At 58.0% G+C, this 20,551-nt stretch carries 23 protein-coding genes; 11 read left to right on the top strand and 12 right to left on the bottom strand.

Annotated elements, in window-relative coordinates; translation table 11 throughout:
• The first annotated feature begins 31 nt into the window (after positions 1-31).
• The gene (gene sseA, locus ACR0NZ_RS15495) at positions 32-886 is read left to right on the top strand and encodes a 3-mercaptopyruvate sulfurtransferase (RefSeq protein WP_480520098.1); all 855 of its coding nucleotides are present in this window, start codon (positions 32-34) and stop codon (positions 884-886) included.
• Positions 886-2,070: an amino acid aminotransferase gene (locus tag ACR0NZ_RS15490; protein WP_480520096.1), complete on the top strand. Its 1,185-nt coding sequence runs from the start codon at positions 886-888 to the stop codon at positions 2,068-2,070. The genes sseA and ACR0NZ_RS15490 overlap by 1 nt, the downstream gene beginning before the upstream one ends.
• 72 nt (positions 2,071-2,142) lie before the next feature.
• Here the strand turns inward: ACR0NZ_RS15490 and ACR0NZ_RS15485 are convergent, their stop codons facing one another.
• Together ACR0NZ_RS15485 and ACR0NZ_RS15480 are read right to left on the bottom strand one after the other, a co-directional pair.
• Positions 2,143-3,468, bottom strand: coding sequence for an ammonium transporter (locus ACR0NZ_RS15485; protein WP_480474686.1), 1,326 nt, complete (start codon positions 3,466-3,468; stop codon positions 2,143-2,145).
• Between the two features lie 33 nt (positions 3,469-3,501).
• Positions 3,502-3,840: a P-II family nitrogen regulator gene (locus ACR0NZ_RS15480; RefSeq protein ID WP_117871083.1), complete on the bottom strand. Its 339-nt coding sequence runs from the start codon at positions 3,838-3,840 to the stop codon at positions 3,502-3,504.
• 259 nt (positions 3,841-4,099) lie between these two features.
• On the opposite strand from ACR0NZ_RS15480, the gene ACR0NZ_RS15475 reads away from it, so the two are divergent.
• Positions 4,100-6,274 carry a transglycosylase domain-containing protein gene (locus tag ACR0NZ_RS15475; protein ID WP_480520094.1) on the top strand — a complete coding sequence of 725 codons (2,175 nt, stop codon included), beginning with the start codon at positions 4,100-4,102 and terminating at the stop codon, positions 6,272-6,274.
• A gap of 70 nt (positions 6,275-6,344) precedes the next feature.
• Here ACR0NZ_RS15475 and leuB read toward each other — a convergent pair whose 3' ends face one another.
• Complete coding sequence (leuB, locus tag ACR0NZ_RS15470; RefSeq protein WP_209507247.1) at positions 6,345-7,448, bottom strand: 3-isopropylmalate dehydrogenase; 1,104 nt, start codon at positions 7,446-7,448, stop codon at positions 6,345-6,347.
• 91 nt (positions 7,449-7,539) lie between these two features.
• On the opposite strand from leuB, the gene ACR0NZ_RS15465 reads away from it, so the two are divergent.
• Positions 7,540-8,067 carry a redoxin domain-containing protein gene (locus ACR0NZ_RS15465; RefSeq protein WP_480520092.1) on the top strand — a complete coding sequence of 176 codons (528 nt, stop codon included), beginning with the start codon at positions 7,540-7,542 and terminating at the stop codon, positions 8,065-8,067.
• A gap of 3 nt (positions 8,068-8,070) precedes the next feature.
• Here the strand turns inward: ACR0NZ_RS15465 and ACR0NZ_RS15460 are convergent, their stop codons facing one another.
• Positions 8,071-8,964, bottom strand: a complete 894-nt coding sequence (locus tag ACR0NZ_RS15460; protein WP_480474690.1) for a LysR family transcriptional regulator — start codon at positions 8,962-8,964, stop codon at positions 8,071-8,073.
• 84 nt (positions 8,965-9,048) lie between these two features.
• Between ACR0NZ_RS15460 and ACR0NZ_RS15455 the strand changes: the two genes are divergently transcribed.
• Positions 9,049-9,951 (top strand): Rossmann-fold NAD(P)-binding domain-containing protein, encoded by a 903-nt coding sequence (locus ACR0NZ_RS15455; RefSeq protein ID WP_480520090.1) that lies wholly within the window; start codon positions 9,049-9,051, stop codon positions 9,949-9,951.
• Here ACR0NZ_RS15455 and ACR0NZ_RS15450 read toward each other — a convergent pair.
• Entirely contained in the window at positions 9,948-10,976 is a 1,029-nt protein-coding gene (locus ACR0NZ_RS15450) for an endonuclease/exonuclease/phosphatase family protein (RefSeq protein ID WP_480520088.1), read from the bottom strand. The two genes, ACR0NZ_RS15455 and ACR0NZ_RS15450, sit on opposite strands and share 4 nt — an antisense overlap.
• Positions 10,973-11,803, bottom strand: a complete 831-nt coding sequence (locus ACR0NZ_RS15445) for a hypothetical protein (protein ID WP_480474695.1) — start codon at positions 11,801-11,803, stop codon at positions 10,973-10,975. Before ACR0NZ_RS15445 ends, ACR0NZ_RS15450 begins: the two co-directional genes overlap by 4 nt.
• 104 nt (positions 11,804-11,907) lie before the next feature.
• Here ACR0NZ_RS15445 and ACR0NZ_RS15440 point away from each other — a divergent pair, with 104 nt between their 5' ends.
• The gene (locus ACR0NZ_RS15440; RefSeq protein ID WP_480474697.1) at positions 11,908-12,111 is read left to right on the top strand and encodes a hypothetical protein; all 204 of its coding nucleotides are present in this window, start codon (positions 11,908-11,910) and stop codon (positions 12,109-12,111) included.
• Positions 12,112-12,135: 24 nt separating this feature from the next.
• On the opposite strand, the gene leuD is transcribed toward ACR0NZ_RS15440, so the two are convergent.
• Genes leuD through ACR0NZ_RS15420 form a run of 4 tightly spaced genes read right to left on the bottom strand, consistent with a single transcriptional unit; the run spans position 12,136 to position 14,905 of the window.
• On the bottom strand, positions 12,136-12,741 hold the full coding sequence (gene leuD, locus ACR0NZ_RS15435; RefSeq protein WP_480520086.1) for a 3-isopropylmalate dehydratase small subunit: 606 nt from the start codon (positions 12,739-12,741) through the stop codon (positions 12,136-12,138).
• A 41-nt stretch (positions 12,742-12,782) separates the two neighbouring features.
• A complete protein-coding gene (locus tag ACR0NZ_RS15430) occupies positions 12,783-13,325 on the bottom strand; it encodes an HdeD family acid-resistance protein (protein WP_480520084.1) in 543 nt (180 codons plus the stop codon).
• Between the two features lie 37 nt (positions 13,326-13,362).
• The gene (gene leuC / locus ACR0NZ_RS15425; protein ID WP_480494511.1) at positions 13,363-14,766 is read right to left on the bottom strand and encodes a 3-isopropylmalate dehydratase large subunit; all 1,404 of its coding nucleotides are present in this window, start codon (positions 14,764-14,766) and stop codon (positions 13,363-13,365) included.
• A 43-nt stretch (positions 14,767-14,809) separates the two neighbouring features.
• Positions 14,810-14,905 (bottom strand): isopropylmalate isomerase, encoded by a 96-nt coding sequence (locus ACR0NZ_RS15420; RefSeq protein ID WP_245220657.1) that lies wholly within the window; start codon positions 14,903-14,905, stop codon positions 14,810-14,812.
• Positions 14,906-15,020: 115 nt separating this feature from the next.
• Between ACR0NZ_RS15420 and ACR0NZ_RS15415 the strand changes: the two genes are divergently transcribed.
• The 4 genes from ACR0NZ_RS15415 (at position 15,021) to ACR0NZ_RS15400 (ending at position 17,899) form a co-directional block, all read left to right on the top strand.
• Positions 15,021-16,373 (top strand): mechanosensitive ion channel family protein, encoded by a 1,353-nt coding sequence (locus ACR0NZ_RS15415; RefSeq protein WP_480520082.1) that lies wholly within the window; start codon positions 15,021-15,023, stop codon positions 16,371-16,373.
• Positions 16,374-16,537: 164 nt separating this feature from the next.
• Positions 16,538-16,897 (top strand): ribosome silencing factor, encoded by a 360-nt coding sequence (gene rsfS / locus ACR0NZ_RS15410; protein ID WP_480520080.1) that lies wholly within the window; start codon positions 16,538-16,540, stop codon positions 16,895-16,897.
• A gap of 44 nt (positions 16,898-16,941) precedes the next feature.
• A complete protein-coding gene (rlmH, locus tag ACR0NZ_RS15405) occupies positions 16,942-17,412 on the top strand; it encodes a 23S rRNA (pseudouridine(1915)-N(3))-methyltransferase RlmH (protein WP_480520078.1) in 471 nt (156 codons plus the stop codon).
• Between the two features lies 1 nt (position 17,413).
• Positions 17,414-17,899 carry a flavodoxin family protein gene (locus ACR0NZ_RS15400; RefSeq protein ID WP_480520076.1) on the top strand — a complete coding sequence of 162 codons (486 nt, stop codon included), beginning with the start codon at positions 17,414-17,416 and terminating at the stop codon, positions 17,897-17,899.
• A gap of 3 nt (positions 17,900-17,902) precedes the next feature.
• On the opposite strand, the gene ACR0NZ_RS15395 is transcribed toward ACR0NZ_RS15400, so the two are convergent.
• Positions 17,903-18,250 carry a hypothetical protein gene (locus ACR0NZ_RS15395; protein ID WP_480520074.1) on the bottom strand — a complete coding sequence of 116 codons (348 nt, stop codon included), beginning with the start codon at positions 18,248-18,250 and terminating at the stop codon, positions 17,903-17,905.
• A gap of 35 nt (positions 18,251-18,285) precedes the next feature.
• Entirely contained in the window at positions 18,286-18,996 is a 711-nt protein-coding gene (locus tag ACR0NZ_RS15390; protein ID WP_480520150.1) for a DUF599 domain-containing protein, read from the bottom strand.
• 80 nt (positions 18,997-19,076) lie between these two features.
• On the opposite strand from ACR0NZ_RS15390, the gene ACR0NZ_RS15385 reads away from it, so the two are divergent.
• Positions 19,077-20,516, top strand: coding sequence for an FAD-linked oxidase C-terminal domain-containing protein (locus ACR0NZ_RS15385; RefSeq protein WP_480520072.1), 1,440 nt, complete (start codon positions 19,077-19,079; stop codon positions 20,514-20,516).
• Positions 20,517-20,551 lie beyond the last annotated feature (35 nt).

The following is a 20,551-nucleotide window of genomic DNA, read 5'->3' as shown; positions in this document are numbered from 1 at the left end:
GAAACCCCAAGCTCGCTTAGGGGAGGCTTTGATGCAGGACGATCCAAAAACCCTCGTATCCACCGAATGGCTGGCCGCGCATATGAAAGACCCGGATCTGCGGATTCTGGACGGGTCGTGGTATTTGCCCGCGCAAAACCGTGATGCCAAGGCCGAATATGATGCCGGGCATATCCCCGGAGCACGGTTCTTTGATATTGATGAGATATCAGATCACCGTTCCGACTTGCCTCATATGGCGCCACCGGTCGAAAAATTCATGTCACGCCTGCGGGCCATGGGTGTCGGTGATGGTCATCAGGTTGTGGTTTATGATGGTGCCGGGCTGATGTCCGCAGCGCGCGTTTGGTGGCTGTTCCGTCTGATGGGTCAGGAAAACATCGCGGTTCTGGATGGGGGTTTGCCAAAATGGCAGGCCGAGGGGCGCGAGATCGAGGATCTGCCTCCGGTCATTCGCGACCGCCACATGACCGTTCGCGTGCAAAACCAGCTTGTCCGGGACGTCACGCAAGTTTCCGCCGCCGCCAAGCTGGCGGATCACGAAATCATCGATGCCCGCTCGGCCGACCGATTTGCCGGAACCGCACCCGAGCCGCGCGAAGGGCTGCGTTCGGGCCATATTCCGGGCTCGCGCAATGTGCCCTTTGGGCAGTTGTTGAACGCCAGCGGAACAATGAAGTCGCCCGAGGACTGCCGCGCCATATTCGAGGCTGCGGGCGTCGATCTGTCGAAGCCGGCGATCACCTCTTGCGGTTCGGGCGTCACGGCCGCGATTCTCAGCCTTGCGTTGGAACGCATGGGCAAGAAAGACCACTCGCTTTATGACGGCTCCTGGGCTGAATGGGGTGCCTTCCCGACCCTGCCCGTCGCAACCGGAGAGAACTGATGTTCGAGAACCTGAAACCGCAGCCTGCCGACAAGATTCTGGCGCTGATGCAGATGTACCGCGAAGACCCGCGCGATCAGAAAATCGATCTGGGTGTTGGTGTCTACAAGAATGCCGAAGGCGTGACGCCGGTGATGCGCGCGGTGAAAGCCGCCGAACAGCGTATCTGGGAAGAGCAGGAAACCAAGGCCTATACCGGTCTGGCCGGTGATCCGGCCTATGCGGATGCGATGATCGGATTGATCTTGGGTACTTCTGTGCCACGCGGCAACATCGCCGCAGTGGCGACACCCGGAGGCACCGGTGCCTGCCGTCAGGCGTTCGAGTTGATCCGGATGGCGAACTCTTCGGCACGCGTGTTTGTGTCGAACCCGACCTGGCCCAACCACCTGTCGATCCTGAATTATCTGGGGATGGAAACGGTTCAGTATCGTTACTTCGATGAAGAGACCCGGGGCGTCGATTTCGACGGGCTGATCGCAGACCTGAAAACCGCCAAAGCGGGTGACGTGGTTTTGCTGCATGGCTGCTGCCATAATCCGACCGGTGCCAATCTGAACATGGTGCAATGGCAGGAGGTCGTGAACCTGATCAATGCGCTGGGCCTCGTTGCGATGATCGACATTGCCTATCAGGGTTTCGGTGACGGTCTGGAAGAGGATGCGCAAGGCGTGCGGCTGGTGGCCTCATCGGTCAAGGAATGCCTGATTGCGGCGTCATGTTCGAAGAATTTCGGCGTCTATCGTGAGCGCACCGGGTTGCTGATGGCCGTCAGTGACAACGCGGCTGAAACCGCATTGAATCAGGCCACACTGGCGTTTTTGAATCGCCAGAACTACTCCTTCCCGCCGGACCACGGCGCGCGCGTGGTGACGACCATTCTTATGGATGAGGCGTTGCGGGCAGACTGGGCAACTGAGCTGGAAGAGGTTCGCCTCTCCATGCTGGGCCTGCGCCAGCAACTGGCTGACGGGTTGCAGCGTCTGGCCGGATCCGACCGGTTTGGGTTCATCGCCCAGCACCGCGGCATGTTCTCACGCCTTGGGGCGGCACCGGAACTGGTCGAGAAACTGCGCGTTGAACACGGTATCTACATGGTCGGTGACAGTCGACTGAACATTGCTGGGCTGAACGCAGTGACTGTGCCGATTTTGGCCAAAGCAATTGTGGATGTCGGGGTTTAGATGCCGACGCGACATTCGAAACGAAAACCCGGGCGCGAACGCCCGGGTTTTTTTGTCAGGTGAAGGCAAGGCTTAGCCTTTCGAGAATTCGGGATATGCTTCCATTCCCAGTTCAGCCATGTCGAGGCCGTTGATCTCATCCTCTTCGCTGACACGGATGCCGACGGTGGATTTCAGTATCGTCCACAGGAACAGTGCGCCGACAAAGGTGAAAACGCCGTATGCGGCGATGCCCAGTAGCTGCGCGCCCAGACTCGCGTCACCGTAGAAGACGACGGCGATGGTACCCCAGATGCCACAGAACAGGTGAACCGGGATGGCACCGACAACATCATCGATCTTGAACTTGTCCAGCATCGGGACCGCGAAGACCACGATGATACCACCCACGGCACCGATCCACAGGGCACCGAACAGGGTCGGGGCCAGCGGTTCGGCCGTGATCGAGACCAGACCCGCCAGTGCGCCGTTCAGCACCATCGTCAGGTCGGGCTTCTTGTACAGAACCTGGGTCAGGACCAGCGCTGCAACCGAGCCCGAAGCAGCCGCCATGTTGGTGTTGGCGAAGATGCGTGACACGTCCGATACATCGCCCACTGTTCCCATCGCCAGTTGCGAGCCGCCGTTGAACCCGAACCAGCCCAGCCACAGGATGAACGTCCCCAGTGTTGCCAGCGCCAGGTTAGAGCCGGGCATTGGGTGAACTTTGCCATCTTTGTACTTGCCGATCCGCGGGCCTAAGATAAGGGCCCCTGCCAGCGCAGCCCAGCCACCGACCGAGTGTACGATGGTCGAACCGGCAAAGTCCGAGAAGCCCTTGGCATCCAACCAGCCGCCACCCCATTTCCACGAACCGGAAATCGGGTACATGATGCCTGTCAGCACGATGACGAAGATCAGAAAGGGCCAAAGCTTGATCCGTTCCGCCACGGCGCCCGACACGATGGACGCAGTCGCGGCCACGAACACAAGCTGGAAGAAGAAGTCCGAACCGACCGAAGCATAGTCCAGTGCCGCATCCGCCGGCGCAACACCAACCGCATCAAGCGTTGTGGTCGAGAAGAACGGGCCAAGCCAGCCCGTGATGGACCAGCCGTCGCCGGGATACATCAGATTGAACCCGATCAGCCAGTACATGATTGCGGCAAATGAAAACAATGCTACGTTCTTGATCATCTGCATGGCAACGTTCTTGGATCGTACCAGACCGCCTTCCAGCATGGCAAAACCTGCGGCCATGAAGAAAACAAGAAAGCCCGCCATCAGAAACAGCAGCGTGGTAAAGATGTACTGGGTGTGCTGTGCCGCTTCGCCGGTTGCAGCGGCCTCTTGCGCAAGACCCATCTGCGGCAGCGCAACAATGGCGGCGGCAGGGATGAGAGATTTCATCAGGTTCATTGTCAGTCCTCGAATGATTGTGAGTGGGCGCGCTTACAGCGCGTCCTCGTTGGTTTCCCCGGTACGCACACGCAGCGCCTGTTCGACATCGAGGACAAAAATCTTGCCGTCACCGATCTTGCCGGTCTTGGCGGTTTTGGTGATCGTCTCGACGATCTGGTCGGCCATTGTCGCAGGCACCACGATCTCAAGCTTGATCTTGGGCACGAAGTTCACCGCATATTCGGCCCCACGATAGATTTCGGTGTGACCGGACTGCGAGCCGAAGCCCTTGATCTCGGTTACCATCATGCCGCGCACGCCAGCCTCGGTGAGAGCTTCGCGCACCTCCTCCAGCTTGAACGGCTTGATTGTCGCAATGATCAGTTTCACGTCTTTCCCCTCTGGTTGTCCGGTGGGACCGGCTTGTTTGCACCTGCAGAAAAAAAGCGCGCCGCGACGCAGTAAGAAACGCTTTCGGGGTCAAAACCTGCCGGGAAGTAATGCAAAGTTGCACATTTTTTGCACAACTTTGGCATTGTGCCCAATAAATGGGCGCTATAGAGAGGGGAAATTCCGGAAATTCGGACCTCTACATACTGCGGTTGTCGAGGTATGGTGACCAAAAAGTATAACCGGGCAGAGTTTGAGCATGACTGAGTCCAAGCGCCGCAAGCCGACATTGGTCGCGGATAAACGGTACCCTTCGAAGGGCCGAAAACCGGCGGCGACCAAAAGCACGGCGGGCAAGAAATCGACGGTGCGAAAACCGACCACGCGCAAAACCACGCGCAGGAAAACCCGCAAGTCATCAGGGGGTAAAGGCGGTGGTATCCTTCGCCGTTTGTTCCGATGGATCTGGCGGTTGATCTGGAGCTTGACCTGGCGTGTAGGTGCGATTTCTGCCATGCTGCTCGCGCTGGCGGTGGGTATCGTTTACGCCACGTTGCCGGATGTCGATGCCTTGCTGGATGGGCGCGCGCGGGGTTCCGTGACCTTGCTGGATCGTGATGGCAAGGTCTTTGCCTGGCGTGGTGATCAGTTTGGTGGGGTGATCACGGCCGATACCGTGTCTCCGCATCTGAAAAACGCGGTTGTCGCAACCGAAGACAAGCGATTTTACCGGCATTTCGGGGTCAGCCCGCGTGGCGTCGCCAGCGCGGTCAGCATCAACCTGAGCGAAGGCCGCGGGCCTTTGTCGGGGCATGGCGGGTCGACAATCACGCAACAGACCGCGAAACTCCTGTGTCTGGGCGTTCCCTATGATCCCAGTGACTGGGACTCTGAGGCCGCGTATGAGGCCGACTGCCGTCAGGGCTCCTTGTGGCGCAAGGCCAAGGAAGCCGTCTATGCGCTGGCAATGGAGGTGAAATACTCCAAGGACGAGGTTCTGACGATCTACCTGAACCGTGCCTTTCTTGGCGCAGGCGCGCGTGGGTTCGAAGCCGCAAGCCAGCGCTACTTTGGAAAATCCGCCGCCGAGGTTTCGCCCGCAGAGGCCGCGATGCTGGCTGGTCTGCTGGTTGCGCCTACACGCTATGCACCGACCAACAACCTGCAACGGTCTCAGGATCGGGCGCGGCTGGTGATCGGTCTGATGGAGGATCAGGGATATCTGACCGCCGCACAGGCCAGCGAAGCGCGTACGCGACCGGCGCAACTGTCTGAAGCGGCAGCTGCCCGAGCGGGCGGTTACTTCGCAGATTGGGTTGTTTCGGAACTTCCCAGTTATTTTGGCGACAACACAACCGAAGATGTTGTAATCCAGACGACTTTGGATCAGCGGATTCAGCGATCGGCGGAAGAGGCTTTGCAATTCATCTTTCAGGAAAAGGTGCGGGAAGGTTCCAAGGCGCAGGCGGCCATCGTGGTCATGTCCGCGGACGGAGCGGTAAGAGCCATGGTCGGCGGCCGAGAAACACGGGTTGCCGGGGTGTTCAACAGGGCCACCATCGCCAAGCGCCAAACCGGTTCGTCCTTCAAACCTTTTGTCTATGCCACCGCGCTGGAACTCGGCTATTCCCCGCTGGATACGGTGATGGATGAACCTTACTGCGTGGACATTCCCGGGTCCAGACAATGGTGCCCCAAGAACTACACCAACAAGTACTACGGGCGGGTGTCACTGGCGGATGCGTTGAAGAACTCGCTGAACATTCCGGCGGTGAAAGTTGCTGAGATATCGGGCTTGGATAACGTCCGCACGGTGGCCAGTGGTTTTGGGATTGCCAGCGATCTGGCGCAAGGGCCTGCCCTGGCGCTGGGCGCGTCGGAAAGCACGCTGATTGAGATGACGGGGGCTTATGCAGGTATTCTGAACGGTGGCTCTGCCGTCGAACCTTATGGCCTGACCGAGCTGAAGCTGCTGGGTGATGAAGCACCTGTCATGGTCACGACAACCGGTATCGGTGAACGGGTGATCAACGACGCGGCCGCCAAGCAGCTGACATGGATGATGGAACGTGTAGTGTCCGAAGGCACAGGTGGACGGGCAAAGTTACCTGGCTGGCAGGTCGCGGGCAAAACAGGCACGACCCAAGCGGCGCGGGATGCGTGGTTCATCGGGTTTACTGCGGACTATGTAACCGGTGTTTGGATGGGCTATGACGACAACACGCCCCTGTCTGGTGTGACCGGCGGCGGTTTGCCCGCGGAAATCTGGAGAGAAACCATGCTGCGTGTCACCGAAGGGATGACACCGACACCCTTGCCGATGATGGCACCAGCACCGCCGGTTCAGGTCGCACAGCCACAGCCGCGTCGAAAGCGCGGAGGTTTTGCCGAGGACATCAACAATCTGCTGAAGAATATTTTTGGCGGAAACTAGAGCCTTCTTTGATGGAAAAAAAGGCGGTGCACTGGGCACCGCCTTTTTGCCATTTCGCTGATTGCGTGTTTCAGACGCTGGCATCCAAGGCCGCAAGGATCGCGTCGCCCATTTCAGTGGTTGATACGGGCTGAACGCCCTCATCTGCGAGCAGGTCGCCGGTGCGTACACCATCGGCCAGTACTTTCTCGATCGCGGCCTCCAGACGATCCGCTTCTTCGCCCTGATCAAAGCTGTAGCGCAGGGCCATGGCAAAGCTCAGGATACAGGCGATCGGGTTGGCTTTGCCCTGACCCGCGATGTCCGGGGCCGAGCCGTGGACGGGTTCATACATTGCCTTGGGTCGACCATTGGCCATCGGCGCGCCAAGAGAGGCCGAAGGCAACATGCCCAGCGACCCGGTCAGCATCGCGGCGCAGTCGGACAGGATGTCACCGAACAGGTTGTCGGTCAGGATCACATCAAACTGTTTCGGAGCGCGCACAAGCTGCATCGCGCCGTTGTCGGCGTACATATGGCTCAGCTCAACTTCGGGGTAGTCCGCTGCGACGCGGGTGACGACTTCGCGCCACAGGATGCCCGATTCCATCACGTTGGCTTTTTCCATCGAGCACAGCTTTTTGTTGCGGCGCATTGCCAGTTCAAAAGCCGAGCGCGCGGCACGTTCGATCTCGGATTCGGTGTAACGCTGGGTGTTGATGCCGACGCGTTCGTTGCCTTCCTCGAAGATGCCGCGCGGCTCACCGAAATAGACGCCCGACGTCAGTTCGCGGACGATCATGATGTCGAGACCGGCAACGATGTCTTTCTTTAGCGACGAGAAATCGGCAAGCGCGTCAAAACACTGCGCGGGGCGCAGGTTCGAATACAGGTCCATTTCCTTGCGCAGGCGCAGCAGGCCACGCTCGGGCTTCAGGCTGAAATCCAGATCGTCGTATTTCGGACCGCCGACAGCGCCCAGCAAAACCGCGTCAACCTCTTGCGCCTTTGCCATGGTCTCATCGGAGAGAGGCTTGCCGTGGGCGTCATAAGCGGCACCGCCCACCAGATCCTCGCTCACGTCAAATTGAAGACCACGATTGGCACCGAACCAATCGATGATTCTGCGCACTTCGGCCATAACTTCTGGGCCAATTCCGTCTCCGGGCAGGATGAGGAGCGAGGGGTTGGGCATGAAGGGTCTCCTTGCGTTTTGTTGCACAGGCCCTAGCGTCTGCGCAGCATCGGGTCAATGAGACAGACCTGTCAAAACACAAGGAAAATACATGCTGACACCTGGAAATCCGGTTCCTGCACTGAAAATTGAAACCGTCGCCCATGGCAGTTTCGACCTTGAGACCAACAAGGGCGAAAACGGAACGCTGGTGATTCAATATCGCGGATTGCATTGTCCGATCTGCATCAGACAGATGACCGAGGCCGAGGCGGCGCTGGACGATTTCGCGGCGCTGGGTGTCGAGATTATCATGATCACCACCGATACCGCCGAACGTGCCGCTGAAACCGCCGCAAAAGCCAATGTTTCCCGCTTGCGCGTAGGCCACAGCCTGCCCCTGTCTGAGGCGCGGGAGGGTTGGGGGCTGAACATCTCGACCAAGCGCGAAGGCAGTGCCGAACCAGACCTGTTTGCGGAACCCGGACATTTTTACATCGCACCTGACCAGACGCTTTATTTTGCGTGGCAACAGACCACGCCTTTTGGACGTCCGTCGATGTCGGATATCGCGGGTGGTCTGAAGTTCACTTTGGGCAACAACTATCCCGCGCGTGGAACTTATACCGGCCCACTTTGACGCTCAAAGAGAGGCTTTGAGCCCTTCTGCCAACAAATCCCAGACCCTGCGGATACGCGGGGTCTGGCGCATGGCCTGCGGCGCAGCCAACCACACGGGCAGAACCGGGATTTCAACATCCAGCGGCAAGATTTCGACATCCGGGTCGGCTTCGGCCATCTGGACCTGGCTGAAGCCAATGCCGCATCCCGCGCGGATCAGTTCCCAATAGGCGCTTTGCAGATCGCAGCGGGTCGCAAAACTGTTGCGGCTTGCGGGCCACCCTTTTTCGCGCATGGCCTTGATGATTTCCTGATTGGCGTCAAACCCCACTAGGTCGTGGGAAAAAAGTTCTTCGGGTGTATTGGGGCGTCCCCTACGGTCGAGATAGGACTTGGCCGCGCAAAAGCATAGCGGCACCTCCCCCAGATATCGCGAAATGATATCCATCTGCGCCGGGCGATACATGCGAACGGCAATATCCGCCTCGCGGTATAACAGGTTTTCCGTGGTGTCTGTGGCGACCAGCTCAAGTTGAATGGCGGGTTCCTGCCTTCGGATATACGCCAGAATCGGTGGCAGCAGGTGATGCGACGCGAAGACCGAGGCGGTGATGCGGACCGAGCCTTCAAGTTGCTGCGACTGCCCTGCGGCGGCAAGGCTGAATGCAGTCATGGCGCTGTGCATTTGCTGCGCCATCGGCAAAAGCTGGGACCCTGCCACGCTCAGTTTCAGGCCGCGCGCGTGCCGGTCGAACAAGGATACGCCCAGTTCGGTCTCAAGGCTTTGTACTTGTCGTCCCAATGTGGGCTGGCTGCGATCAAGGTGCCGTGCAGCGGCGGACAGGGACCCCGTTTCGGCCACGGCCAGAAAGCTCTGGATCAGAGACCAATCCGCATGTGTCAGTGCTTTGTCCATTCAAAATTGAATACACATTCTGCATTTCTCGGCAATTCAATACGTGCATTGAATGGATAGATTGGTCTGAAACAGGAGGCATCAATGACACAAACTGCACTGATACTCGGCGCATCGGGCCGGTTTGGGCGCAATGCTGCAAAGGCGTTTCGGAATGCAGGCTGGGCCGTGCAGACATTCCGTCGCGGGTCCGGTTCTCTTTCCCAGGCGGCAAAAGGGGTGGATGTCATCGTAAACGGGTGGAACCCGCTCTATCCTGATTGGTCGCGTGAAATGCCCGACCTGACCAGACGTGTGAGAGACGCCGCGTCCGAGACCGGAGCCACCGTACTGGTTCCCGGAAACGTCTACGTTTTTGGACCGGGCACGCAAGGCCCATGGTCCGGCCTTACACCGCACTTGGCCACCAATCCGCTTGGCCGTATCCGGATCGAGATGGAGGAGGCGTATCGCGCTTCAACCGTCAGAACGATCCTTCTGCGTGCGGGTGATTTCATTGACACCGAGGCATCTGGAAACTGGTTCGATCAGGTCATGATCAAGCATCTGTCGCGCAATCAATTCGTGTATCCCGGAGATCCAGAAGCTTTGCACGCCTGGGCCTATCTGCCTGATCTGGCCCAAGCTGCCGTCGCGCTGTGTGAAATCCGAAAGGATCTGCCGCGGTTCTGCGATGTTCCTTTCGCTGGCTATACTCTGACCGGAACTGAGATCGCGCAGTCTTTGTCGAGAGTGACTGGAAGGGACATATTCGTGAAGCCTATGCAATGGTGGCCATTGCAGCTGGCGCGACCATTCTGGCGCATGTCCTCACACCTGATTGAAATGCGGTATCTGTGGCAGGTGTCGCACCAGTTGGACGGATCGTACCTGACCGAGTTGCTGGGTTCTGTGTATCAGACAGATCTGGATGATGCATTGCGTTCTGCGATCTCACCCAGCCAAGTGGCTTTGCCCTATGCGAACGGAGAGACGGTCACGCCTTAGGGCAGGGTGACGTCAACCCAGACCAATCGGTGCCTGCTGGCGCGCAGGGCAGATTCGTATAGCTTACTGCCTTCTTTCGGCCACGTAACACCGGCGTCCGAAATGCGCAGGTCGGCGGACGGCAACACATAATCCACGCGCATTTCACCCGTGGCCTTCAAAGCGACCGTTGAGGTCGAGCCTGACGGGTCTTTCGGCAGCGGGTCTTGCAGACGGGGATGGGCCAGAAGGGACTGAATGGCCTGTTTACGGCCCTCCCCACGCGTTGGGTCAAGGTTGGCATCGCCGGCGATCAAAAAGGGACTTTCGGGGACTGGCCCCAGTTCACCGTTCAGTAAAACGGACCAGAGCCGGATCTCATCCTGATTGCGCAAGCCATTTCGATCCTCGGGCCCATCGAAAACGGGTGGCGTCGCATGAAAGGTCATCAAGTTGAGCCGCCCATAAGGGGTTTCGATCGGTACAACCCAGTGTGCGGTCGAAGACAGGCGTTGTATCTGATGTGCCGCGTCAGACGGGAAGGGGTGCCCGTTTACGCCAGGCAGGGTGGCGCCCGGTAAACTGCGCCACAACAGTTCGGAATAATCCTGAACCTCGGCGGTGATAATTTCGTATCGCGACAACAACGCCAACCCACCCTGACCGGTGAACTGCCCCCAGCCTTGCGCGTCGCCGGGGCCTTGGGTCTTGTCATCACCGTCCAGATCAAGCGAGGTTTCCAGGCCGGCATTGGGTTGTGTGGCAAGGTAATATCCATAATCAAGCCCCGCGTTGCGCAGTTTCCCAATCAGGGCGATTACAGCGGTATTGTTCAGATCCCAGTCGATACCCTGAAGGGCGATTATGTCAGGGCGCGCCGACGCAATAACGTCGACAACGGCCAGAACCTGCGCGTCATCGCGTTGAATGTCGCGAAGCAACAAACCGGGACCATTTCTGCTAAGCTCGGTATTATAGGTGGCAATGCGCACGACTTCTGCCTGTGCCGCAAAGGGCAGCCATAGCAGACACAAGATGCGGATCATGCGGTCTGTGTTGACTCGCTGGTCGAATAGGCGCGGCGTTTTTCCATGATCAAGCCCGCGATCCTGAGGGTCGCCATGCCGCGCATGATCATGCTGGCGGGCAGGAAGGCCCATGCGCTCATGGTCCAGATCAAGGTCTGTGGATTCCCGAGGGAGATCGGGGCGATCACACTGCTCATCAACTTGATAATCGCCGGAATGAGGAATGGCAGCAGAATGCCGATACAGATGTTCAGGCGGCCATCCCTTTGAAGGCGCGTAACGACATCACCCCCTTTGGTCGGGTCAAACAGCGGCAAGTTAGTCCACACATTGAAGGCGCCATTGCCGGTTGGCCATCCCCGAACCCTGACCGCATAGGCAAAGCTGACAATCGTGACCAAAGCCGCAACATAAGCCACGCTGGCCGTGATGCGGACCAGTTCGATCAAGGCGTGGCTGGCATCCGGGGGTAACATCAGCACGATGAGGCGCACCGGAGAATAGGGGAAGTCCACCACATTTGCGACAGCCAGGCCAACCGAATAAGAGAATGTGGTCAGCTGCGTTGGTTCAAAGGCGTTTTTGCAGATCAGCGTCAGAAAGGTGACCATCGACATCAGGCCGACAAACCGAAGGCGATTGACCGGGGGCGCGTCGCGGAATTCGATAAAGCTGGGAAATGCGGAATTGTATTCGGCAAAGGTCAGGATAAACGCGAGGATCGCGAGAAAGACCAGTATCTCGGTCCCGTTCGTAGATGAGACAGGCAGGTACAACGCAGGTGTCAGCACCATAAGTGCAACAAGTATACCGCGTATAGCCGCCCCTGTTGTGCGCGCAATCACTATCCGAACCCTTTTTCAAACCGGATCAGCCGATCTTTGTCGACTTGTTTCCAACTTGCGCCCGTCGCTTCGTCTGACGTTGACGGATCCTCTTTAGCGCCAACATGAACGATAAGCGGCATTTTGCTCAAGCCGAGGTGCAGAAAACACGTGATTTCGGGCAAAAAGATGGCGCAACTGGTGCGGTATTGCATCATTTTCGACGCAAATCCGACGTGTATCTCAAATTGATACCCACATGTTGTGGTTTTCAAAAAATCAACCCCAAGAATGCGAGCGGGGCCGCCTTGGCGACCCCGTCAGGTTGAGTATCCACAGATTCGCCCCCAGAATCACACCCAGGGACGGGCCTGACTGGCGTGATCCTCGAACTTGTCGATGTGATGATCTTTTTCCATCGTCAGCCCGATATCGTCTAGACCATTCAGCAGGCAGTGCTTGCGGTGAGGATCGATTTCGAAATCGATCACGATGCCGTCCGATGTGGTGATCTGCTGATCTTCCAGATGTACGGTCATGCGGGCGTTTTCGCCTTTATGCGCATCATCCATCAGGATCGCGTGGTGTTCTGCCCCGACAACGATCGGCAGAATGCCGTTCTTGAAACAGTTGTTGAAGAAGATGTCGGCAAAACTGGTCGAGATCACGACCTTGATGCCGAAATCCTTGATCGCCCAGGGCGCGTGTTCGCGCGAGGACCCACAGCCGAAGTTGTCGCCTGCAACCAGAATCTCGGCCTCGCGATAGGCGGGCTTGTTCAGGACGAATTCTTCATTCTCCTGACCGTCATCGTGATAGCGCATCTCGTCGAACAGAACGATGCCCAGGCCGGACCGTTTGATGGTTTTCAGGTGCACTTTCGGGATGATCATATCGGTGTCGATATTGATCAGCGGCATTGGGGCGGCCACCCCGTGGACTTTTTCAAACTTATCCATGTTCACACTCCTGCGGGAGAGGGCCGCGCCCAGGCCCCGCGTTAAGCTTGTTTCGTTTCTTTTGGAGCGTCCTTGACGAAGAACGCCATGAAGACAAGGCCGAGCCCGTTAAAGATCATTTCGATCCCCAGCAGGATGCCCAGCAATTGCAGCAGCACCGAAGGATCCATCGCGGCAAAGCGCCAGATCAGGATCGCCAGAACAATTGACATGATGCCCGAGACCAGCGTCGCCCAGAAATACTGTGTTCCGCGCATCTGGAACGATAGGATCACTCGGGCAATGCCGCCAGCCATGAACAGGATCAGGCAGACGGTTGCCAGCGTCAGCGTTCCTTGCAGTGGGTGATCCAGAAAGGACCAGCCCAGAAACAGCATCACGACACCCATGATAAATGACAGTATCTTGTTGCCGGTCCCTTCGACTGTGAAGCCGCCAACAACCTGCAATGCGCCAGAAATCAGCAGCAATACACCTGTGACCACCGTCACGGTAATTGATGCCACGACCGGTGCGCCCAGCACAAAGATGCCGAACATGATGGACAGAAGTCCAAGCAATAGCCATTTTGTCCAGTCACTCATGTCTTCAATCCCTCAAATATCCAGTTATGAGGGCAGCTTACATCATTTCACGGACGTCTGTCAGCCGTCCTGTGATTGCCGCTGCGGCGGCCATTGCCGGGCTCAGCAGGTGGGTACGCCCGCCCCGGCCTTGACGGCCTTCGAAGTTGCGGTTCGAAGTCGCGGCGCAGCGTTCACCCGGTTGCAACTGGTCGGGATTCATCGCCAGACACATCGAACATCCTGCCAGACGCCATTCGAAACCGGCTTCTTTGAAGATATCCGCCAGACCTTCTTCTTCGGCCTGCGCGCGGACCAGACCCGAGCCCGGAACGACCATGGCGCGTATGCCGTCCTTGATCTTTTTGCCCTTCAGAATCTCGGCGGCAGCACGCAGGTCCTCGATCCGGCCGTTGGTGCACGAGCCGATAAAGACAGTGTCGATCTCAACTTCGCTCAGCTTCTGACCGACCTTCAGCCCCATGTATTCAATGGAGCGGCGGGCCGCGTCGACTTTGCCGCCTTCGAAATCTTCGGGGTTCGGTACGGTTGCGGTGATCGGCAGAACGTCCTCGGGGCTGGTGCCCCAGGTCACGACCGGCGCGATGTCCTCGCCGCGCAAGGTGATGACCTTGTCGAAATGCGCGCCTTCATCAGTAAAGAGCGTTTTCCACCAAGTCAGAGCCGCTTCCCATTGCGCGCCCTTCGGCGCGTGCGGGCGGCCTTTAACGTAGTCGAACGTTGTTTCATCCGGCGCGATCAGACCGGCACGAGCACCGCCTTCGATTGCCATGTTGCAGACGGTCATGCGACCTTCCATCGACAGATCACGGATTGCTTCACCGCAATACTCGATGACATAGCCGGTACCGCCAGCGGTGCCGGTCTCACCGATTACGGCCAGAGTGATGTCCTTAGCGGTCACGCCCGGTTGCAATTTACCGGTGATTTCCACCTTCATGTTCTTGGACTTCTTCTGGATCAGCGTTTGCGTTGCCAGAACATGCTCAACCTCAGACGTACCGATACCGTGAGCCAGCGCGCCGAATGCACCATGGGTCGCTGTGTGGCTGTCGCCGCAGACAACGGTCATACCCGGCAGGGTCCAACCCTGTTCCGGGCCAACGATGTGGACAATGCCCTGGCGCACGTCATTCACCGGGTAGTAGTGAATGCCGAAATCCTTGGCGTTCTTGTCCAGCGCCTCGACCTGAATGCGCGATTCCGGGTTCTCGATCCCGTTCACGCGGTCCGGCGTGGTCGGCACGTTGTGGTCCGGTACGGCGATGGTCTTTTCCGGCGCGCGCACTTTACGGCCTGCCATGCGCAGCCCTTCAAAAGCCTGCGGGCTGGTAACTTCGTGCACCAGATGGCGGTCGATATAAAGCAGGCAGGTTCCATCATCGGCTTCGTGCGCGACATGGGCGTCCCAAATCTTGTCATAGAGTGTCTTGGGGGACATCGGTCCTCTCCCGTATGTAATGAGAAATAGCTGGCGAGTTGGCTCAGGCGACGGATAGGCGCGCCAGAACCGTGCGGGCAGCGCCAAAGAACCGTTCACGCAAGCGCGCGCGATCTTCCAGATTCTGAAGTTGGGCCACATTGAGTCTCATGCGGTTCAGATATACCGCGCCCTTCCGGCAATCAAGGTTCAAAACCGGTGTCAGGCTTGCATCACTCCGCATTGCTGTTCAAGCTGGCCCGCAGGAGACGTGCATGAACCAAGACCTGATCCCAAGTACGCTGACTGACCTCTATAACAACATGGTTGCGGCTTTTTCCGCGCAATTTGCAAAGCTGCTTGATCTGATCGTCACGCCGGGCTGGCGACAATATCAACTGCTCATCATCCTGTTGCTGTGGGCGCTGGCTTTGCTGCTGAAATTCCTGACCCAGTCTAGATGGGATGCCTGGGCCCGTTCACGCACGGGATGGCCGAAATGGCGGCTCCGGGTTCTGGTACAGTTGATGCGGCGGTTGGCGCTGGTCTACTTCATCCTGCTTTCGTGGGCATTGTATCTGATCATGCAGCAGCTCACCTGGCCGTCGCGCAGCTATATCATCGGGGTGATAGCTACGCTGGCGGCGGCATGGCTGGCAATAGCACTGGTCGCGAGACTGGTCCAAAACCGCACGCTTCGCCGGATTTTCAAGTGGGCAATGTGGATCTACGCAACGCTAGTCGCGCTGAATCTGACAGATGATGTCGCGGGTTTTCTTGACGGAGTGGCGATTTCCATCGGGGACCTGCATATTTCGGCCCTTGGTATTCTCAAAGCCACATTGCTGATTGGCATCCTGCTGACACTGGCCCGTATCGGCACGCGCGCAGCCGAACGCGCATTGCAAAGCAATGACGACATAACCCCGTCCATGCAGGTGCTATTGTCAAAAGGCGTACAGGTTCTGCTTTACGGGGCGGTCTTTATGGCTGCGATCCGAACGTTGGGGTTCGACCTGACCGGCATCGCGCTTTTGTCTGGCGCCATCGGCGTGGGTATCGGGTTCGGTTTGCAAAAAGTGGTGTCGAACTTGATATCGGGGATCATCATCCTGATGGACCGCTCGATCAAGCCGGGCGACGTAATCTCGTTGGGGGACACGTTCGGTTGGATCAATGCGCTTGGCGCGCGATACGTGTCGGTCGTAACACGGGACGGGCGCGAATACCTTATCCCAAACGAAGATCTGATTACCAACCAGGTGGTGAACTGGTCTCATTCCGACCGGTTCGTAAGGTTGGATCTGGATTTTGGTACCAGCTATGACGACGATCCGCATAAAGTGCGCGCGACGGCAATCAGGGCGGTGAAGGCGGTTGCCCGGGTCCTGAGCGGCGGCAAACATGAACCGGTTTGCCACATCACCGGATTTGGTGACAGCAGCGTGGACTATGTGCTGAGGTTCTGGATCAGCGACCCGACAAAGGGGCTGACCAATATCCGGGGCAACGTCTATCTGGCGCTCTGGGACGCATTTAAGGAAGAAGGTATCTCGATCCCCTTCCCGCAGCGCGAAGTCCGGCTGTTGTCGGACGGCGCAACTGCGCAACAGATCATCACAGAGTAAGCGTCTGTGTACGCCCCGCAGCGTGCATTCATTGAAATGTTGCATTCCCCTTGCTACCTTATTAGTACCCCGGCGCCGGGGTTTCACGGCGCGCAGCAAAGGAGGACTATGTCCTGTCTCTACATACACAGGCGGGTTTGCCCGCCGATGATGGGGTCAACATAATGGCCCACTCTCAGTCAATCAGCGACAAGCTGCTTGAACGAATCCTTTCCTCACTTTCCGATGACAAGGCCGAAGACGTCGTGCAGATCAACCTGCAGGGCAAATCATCGGTTGCGGATCACATGGTGATTGCCTCGGGTCGGTCGACCCGTCAGGTTTCGGCCATGGCGGAAAAGCTGACGGATCGCATCAAGCAGGAATTCGGTTTCACCTCGAAGGTCGAAGGCAAGGACACCGGCGACTGGGTGCTGATCGATACGGGCGACGTCATCGTCCATATCTTCCGCCCCGAAGTGCGTGAATTCTATCAGCTGGAAAAGATGTGGCTGCCTCAGGGCAGCAGCGCCTCGGCGAACTGAGGCGCCATCCCGGCCTGCATTAACAGGCCGGAGGCGAGAGAGATATGCGTATCAGCATAGTTGCGGTCGGGCGATTGCGCGCCGGACCCGAGAAGACACTGCTTGACGATTACCTGACCCGTTTTGACCGGACCGGCCGTGCGCTGGGCCTTGGGCCTGCGCAGGTGATCGAGGTTGAAGACAAGAAAAACGCAGGCATGGCAGCCGAGGCCGCGCTGCTGCGCAAGGCCCTACCCAAAGGGGCAGTGTTGTGCACGCTGGATGAACGGGGGCGGGTCATGTCCTCGCCCGATTTCGCGAAGAAGCTGGGTGATTGGCGCGACGCGGGCCGGCAGGACCTGGCATTTGTTATCGGTGGCGCGGATGGAATCGACCCAGTTCTGCGGGCCGAGGCGGATTTTTCCATTTCATTCGGGTCAATGGTCTGGCCCCATATGCTGGTCCGTGTGATGCTGGCCGAGCAACTTTACCGGGCCGCGACCATTCTGTCAGGTGGCCCCTACCACCGGGTCTGACATGGCGCAGCTTCTGATCGTTTATCACTCCCGCACAGGCGGTGCCCGGCAGATGGCCGAAGCGGCGGCCGAAGCAGCGCGAGGTGAGGCTGACACAAAGCTTATGCCTGCCGATCAAGCCGGGCCGGAAGATCTGCTGGCTGCCGATGGCTACATCTTTTGCGCGCCAGAAAACCTGGCGGCAATTTCGGGTCTGATGAAGGAATTCTTCGACCGCTGCTACTACCCGGTGCTGGGAAAACTAGAAGGCCGACCCTATGCGCAGATGATTTGCGCAGGATCAGATGGCGAAAACGCCGCCCGTCAGATCGCACGGATAGCCACCGGTTGGCGATTGAAAGCTGTTCAGCCTCCGCTGATCATCTGCACCCATGCGCAAACGCCCGAGGCCATTTTGGCCGAAAAGACAATCCCGCAAGACCAGCTGGATCAATGCCGCGAGACAGGAGCCGCTTTGGGTGCGGGTCTGGCCATGGGTATTTTCTGAGGATCAATCCAGTTTGACCACTGTGGTGCCTTCATTCCATCCATCGACGATGCACCGTGCCTGAATTTGCACCTGAGTCATGCCTTCGGGAATGACCACCCCGCCCAGAGAGCGGGTAAAGGGTTGTTCGGTTTCGTGTGGATGGAGTAGGACGCGCATTCCCAACTCGTTTCCATCCATATCCAGAACACGCCAGCCGTCGGCGTAATGGTCCCAACCCGTGTCGGGATGCCGGATCGTCGCATCGAACCGCCATGTTTCGCCGTTCGCACTGGTGCGGACCTGTTCGATTGTTGGTGGGTCGGCAAGGGCGGGGCTCGCCAACATGGCGCAGAGAATCAAGTATCGCATCGCACCAGTGTAACCAGTGTGGCGGTGTGTCGGTATCACGTATCCGTGCTGGCCGCTCGGGCCACCAGTATTTCCCGGGAATGTGAGGTGAACTCGCGCCGATACAAGACGCCAAACGTGACCGCTGTGCCCAAAATGAGCGCGACTGGTCCAAGAAACCACGCCAGCGATGCCAATGCAAAATAGGTGGCGCGCAGGCCACGGTTGAAGCTGCGCGCTGCGGTGACACAGATCTCGGCCGCCTGACCGGCGCGGGGATAGGTTTGCGGGTCTTCGGGGTCATTGGGAACTGCAGCCATCAACACGGCGCAATACCCGAAAAGGCGGTGCGCCCAGACATATTTCAGAAATGCGTTGGCCAGCAGCAATACGACGAAAAGGATCTTGATCTCCCAGACCATTGCCGGGACACTGCCGATGGCAAGGTCGATTGCGACGCCTGCCAGTCTTTCGGTGTTGCCCAGCAAGGCCAGCCCGCCCCCGATGGCAATCATCGTGGTCGACGCGAAAAATGTACTGCCCTGCCGCATGGCCGCCACGACTTGCGCGTCGAACATGCGCGGTTGGCGGGTCACCATCTCGCGCATCCAGTCGCGCCGGTAATCGTCCATCATGAGGGCTACGGATTGCCTCTGCGGCGACGGATGTTCGATTTTCCACCCGATCCACAGCCACGCACCCAGCAGCAGAAGCAGTGATGCATAGTCCAAAGGGGCAAAAAGAGCGGCGCGTTCGATCCAGGTCATGGCCGCGACAGTAAGGCCGGGCATGGGAACTTGCCAGAGTAAGAAATTGGTAATATAATTTTACCAAAAGGAGTGATGCCATGGAGATGCCAAAGCCAAGCCCGGATGTTCTGAGCCGGAAATCTGCGCTTGTTGCGCGGCTGTCGCAGGTACTGCCCGAAGATGCGATCATCCATGACCCCGCCGAAACCCGCGCTTACGAGTGTGACGCTTTGACGGCCTATAAATGCCCGCCGATGCTGGCCGTGCTGCCGTCAAGCACACAGCAGGTGTCGGATGTTCTGCGCATTTGTCATGACGAAAACGTGCCTGTGGTGCCGCGCGGCGCGGGCACTTCATTGGCCGGTGGAGCCTTGCCCACGGCGGATTGCGTCATTCTGGGCGTCGCACGGATGAATGAGGTGTTGGAAATCGACTATGACAACCGCTTCATCAGAGTGCAGACGGGTCGCACCAATCTGAGCGTTACCGGTGCGGTCGAGGAAGAGGATTTCTTCTATGCCCCTGATCCGTCTTCGCAGCTGGCCTGTGCCATTGCTGGCAATATCGCGATGAACTCAGGCGGTGCGCATTGCCTCAAATATGGGGTGACAACAAACAACCTCTTGGGCGTGACCATGGTCATGATGGACGGCAGCGTTGTCGAAATTGGTGGTGCGCATCTGGATGCACCAGGTCTGGACCTGTTGGGCGTCATCTGTGGGTCCGAAGGTCAACTGGGAGTGGTGACCGAGGCCACGTTGCGTATTCTTCGCAAGGCCGAGGGCGCACGACCGGTTCTGATGGGTTTCAATGACAATGAGGTTGCGGGGCAGTGTGTCTCGGACATCATCAAATCGGGCATATTGCCGGTAGCGATCGAGTTTATGGATACCCTGTGCATCAGGGCCTGCGAAAACTTTGCCCATGCCGGGTATCCCGACTGCCATGCGCTGCTGATTGTCGAAGTGGAGGGGTCTGACGCTGAAATCGATTATCAGCTTTCGAAAATCATCGAGATAGCCAAACGCCATGACCCCGTTGAATTGCGCGAAAGCCAGTCGGTCGAGGAAAGCGCCAAGATCTGGTTGGGTCGGAAATCTGCATTTGGCGCCATGGGACAATTGAACGATTATATGTGTCTGGATGGCACGATCCCGGTGTCAGCCTTACCAACCGTTCTGCGCCGCATCGGAGAACTGAGTGAGGAGTTTGGGTTGCCGGTCGGAAATGTGTTCCACGCAGGCGACGGAAATATGCATCCGCTGATCCTGTTCGATGCCAACAAACCCGGCGATCTGGAAAAATGCGAAGCTTTCGGGGCAGAGATTCTGAAGCTGTGTGTTGACGAGGGTGGCTGTCTGACTGGGGAACATGGTGTGGGGATCGAAAAGCGGGATCTGATGTCTCATCAATATTCACCTGCCGACCTTGAGGCGCAGATGGCGGTTAAGGACGTTTTCGATCCCAAATGGCTGTTGAACGCGGCCAAAGTGTTTCCGCTCGACGCGTCGAAGCCGCGGCGAATGGCAGCAGAATAAGGGGGCGCTGCCCCCTTGCCCCCGGAGTATTTTGG

Source organism: Ruegeria sp. AE3 (genome assembly GCF_056542225.1).
This window is presented reverse-complemented; position numbering and strand designations above follow the sequence as displayed.

Excerpts from the sequence above, each read along its gene's own strand:
- sseA (WP_480520098.1), top strand. The coding sequence starts at position 32 with ATGCAGGACGATCCAAAAACCCTCGTATCCACCGAATGGCTGGCCGCG.
- ACR0NZ_RS15395 (WP_480520074.1), bottom strand. The coding sequence starts at position 18,250 with ATGCGATACTTGATTCTCTGCGCCATGTTGGCGAGCCCCGCCCTTGCC.
- ACR0NZ_RS15440 (WP_480474697.1), top strand. The coding sequence starts at position 11,908 with ATGAACGATAAGCGGCATTTTGCTCAAGCCGAGGTGCAGAAAACACGT.
- ACR0NZ_RS15390 (WP_480520150.1), bottom strand. The coding sequence starts at position 18,996 with ATGACCTGGATCGAACGCGCCGCTCTTTTTGCCCCTTTGGACTATGCA.
- rlmH (WP_480520078.1), top strand. The coding sequence starts at position 16,942 with ATGCGTATCAGCATAGTTGCGGTCGGGCGATTGCGCGCCGGACCCGAG.
- ACR0NZ_RS15460 (WP_480474690.1), bottom strand. The coding sequence starts at position 8,964 with ATGGACAAAGCACTGACACATGCGGATTGGTCTCTGATCCAGAGCTTT.
- ACR0NZ_RS15430 (WP_480520084.1), bottom strand. The coding sequence starts at position 13,325 with ATGAGTGACTGGACAAAATGGCTATTGCTTGGACTTCTGTCCATCATG.
- ACR0NZ_RS15490 (WP_480520096.1), top strand. The coding sequence starts at position 886 with ATGTTCGAGAACCTGAAACCGCAGCCTGCCGACAAGATTCTGGCGCTG.
- leuB (WP_209507247.1), bottom strand. The coding sequence starts at position 7,448 with ATGCCCAACCCCTCGCTCCTCATCCTGCCCGGAGACGGAATTGGCCCA.
- rsfS (WP_480520080.1), top strand. The coding sequence starts at position 16,538 with ATGGCCCACTCTCAGTCAATCAGCGACAAGCTGCTTGAACGAATCCTT.
- ACR0NZ_RS15475 (WP_480520094.1), top strand. The coding sequence starts at position 4,100 with ATGACTGAGTCCAAGCGCCGCAAGCCGACATTGGTCGCGGATAAACGG.
- ACR0NZ_RS15455 (WP_480520090.1), top strand. The coding sequence starts at position 9,049 with ATGACACAAACTGCACTGATACTCGGCGCATCGGGCCGGTTTGGGCGC.
- ACR0NZ_RS15465 (WP_480520092.1), top strand. The coding sequence starts at position 7,540 with ATGCTGACACCTGGAAATCCGGTTCCTGCACTGAAAATTGAAACCGTC.
- leuC (WP_480494511.1), bottom strand. The coding sequence starts at position 14,766 with ATGTCCCCCAAGACACTCTATGACAAGATTTGGGACGCCCATGTCGCG.
- ACR0NZ_RS15400 (WP_480520076.1), top strand. The coding sequence starts at position 17,414 with ATGGCGCAGCTTCTGATCGTTTATCACTCCCGCACAGGCGGTGCCCGG.
- leuD (WP_480520086.1), bottom strand. The coding sequence starts at position 12,741 with ATGGATAAGTTTGAAAAAGTCCACGGGGTGGCCGCCCCAATGCCGCTG.
- ACR0NZ_RS15385 (WP_480520072.1), top strand. The coding sequence starts at position 19,077 with ATGGAGATGCCAAAGCCAAGCCCGGATGTTCTGAGCCGGAAATCTGCG.
- ACR0NZ_RS15415 (WP_480520082.1), top strand. The coding sequence starts at position 15,021 with ATGAACCAAGACCTGATCCCAAGTACGCTGACTGACCTCTATAACAAC.
- ACR0NZ_RS15485 (WP_480474686.1), bottom strand. The coding sequence starts at position 3,468 with ATGAACCTGATGAAATCTCTCATCCCTGCCGCCGCCATTGTTGCGCTG.
- ACR0NZ_RS15450 (WP_480520088.1), bottom strand. The coding sequence starts at position 10,976 with ATGATCCGCATCTTGTGTCTGCTATGGCTGCCCTTTGCGGCACAGGCA.